Origin of the sequence: Paenibacillus cisolokensis, from assembly GCF_050481165.1 — a bacterium.
Lineage (GTDB): Bacteria > Bacillota > Bacilli > Paenibacillales > Paenibacillaceae > Paenibacillus_AH > Paenibacillus_AH cisolokensis.
In genome coordinates this window covers 1-695 of the sequence record NZ_JBCNFP010000072.1, presented here as the reverse complement: position 1 = coordinate 695, position 695 = coordinate 1, and the positions used below count along the sequence as shown (strand labels likewise).

General features: G+C 52.5%; 1 protein-coding gene. It reads left to right on the top strand.

Annotated elements, in window-relative coordinates:
• Nucleotides 1-333 precede the first annotated feature (333 nt).
• The coding region (locus ABEV74_RS12350; RefSeq protein WP_430146380.1) for an IS110 family transposase at nucleotides 334-695 on the top strand (362 nt) is incomplete at its 3' end.

Below are 695 nucleotides of genomic sequence, written 5' to 3'. Positions count from 1 at the left end.
TTCTTCAACCCTAACCATTTTTTGTAAGGTTCAGGGTCAGTTTCGTATTGCCTTTTTCAGTTCGTGCAATGAGTTAATTTTCAGGATAGACCCCCATGCCGCTGACGCGGCACCATCAGATGATGAAAATAGGGGACGTGCGGTATAATGGACTTGCGGCTGGCGAGGGAGGTCGCCAAACTATGGTGCTTACGAGCCCGTGAGTTAGACAGAGCCCCAGCGACCAGGTGCACCACAGATTGTTGCCCCTTCCGGGAGCACGCAGGATAGAATAATCGCTTGACGGTTGCTGCACCAGCCCTTAATCATTACCGCCGCAAGGAGTTCTGCTGTATGGACGTCGTTTATACCCACGTATGCGGGCTGGACGTTCACAAGAAGAACGTGGTGGCCTGCGTCATCACACCGGAAACCAAAGAAATCCGGACCTTTTCCACCATGACCGATGACCTGATCCTGCTTGTCGATTGGATCAAAAGCAACGGGTGCACCCATGTCGCGATGGAAAGCACCGCCTCGTTCTGGAAGCCCATTTACAACTTGCTGGAGCTTGAGGACATTCAGACACTCGTCGTCAACGCCAAGAACATAAAGAATGTGCCCGGACGCAAGACCGATGTCAAGGATGCCGAATGGATCGCCAATCTGCTTCGCCACGGTTTGTTACAAGGCAGTTTCATCCCGAACCGCGACCA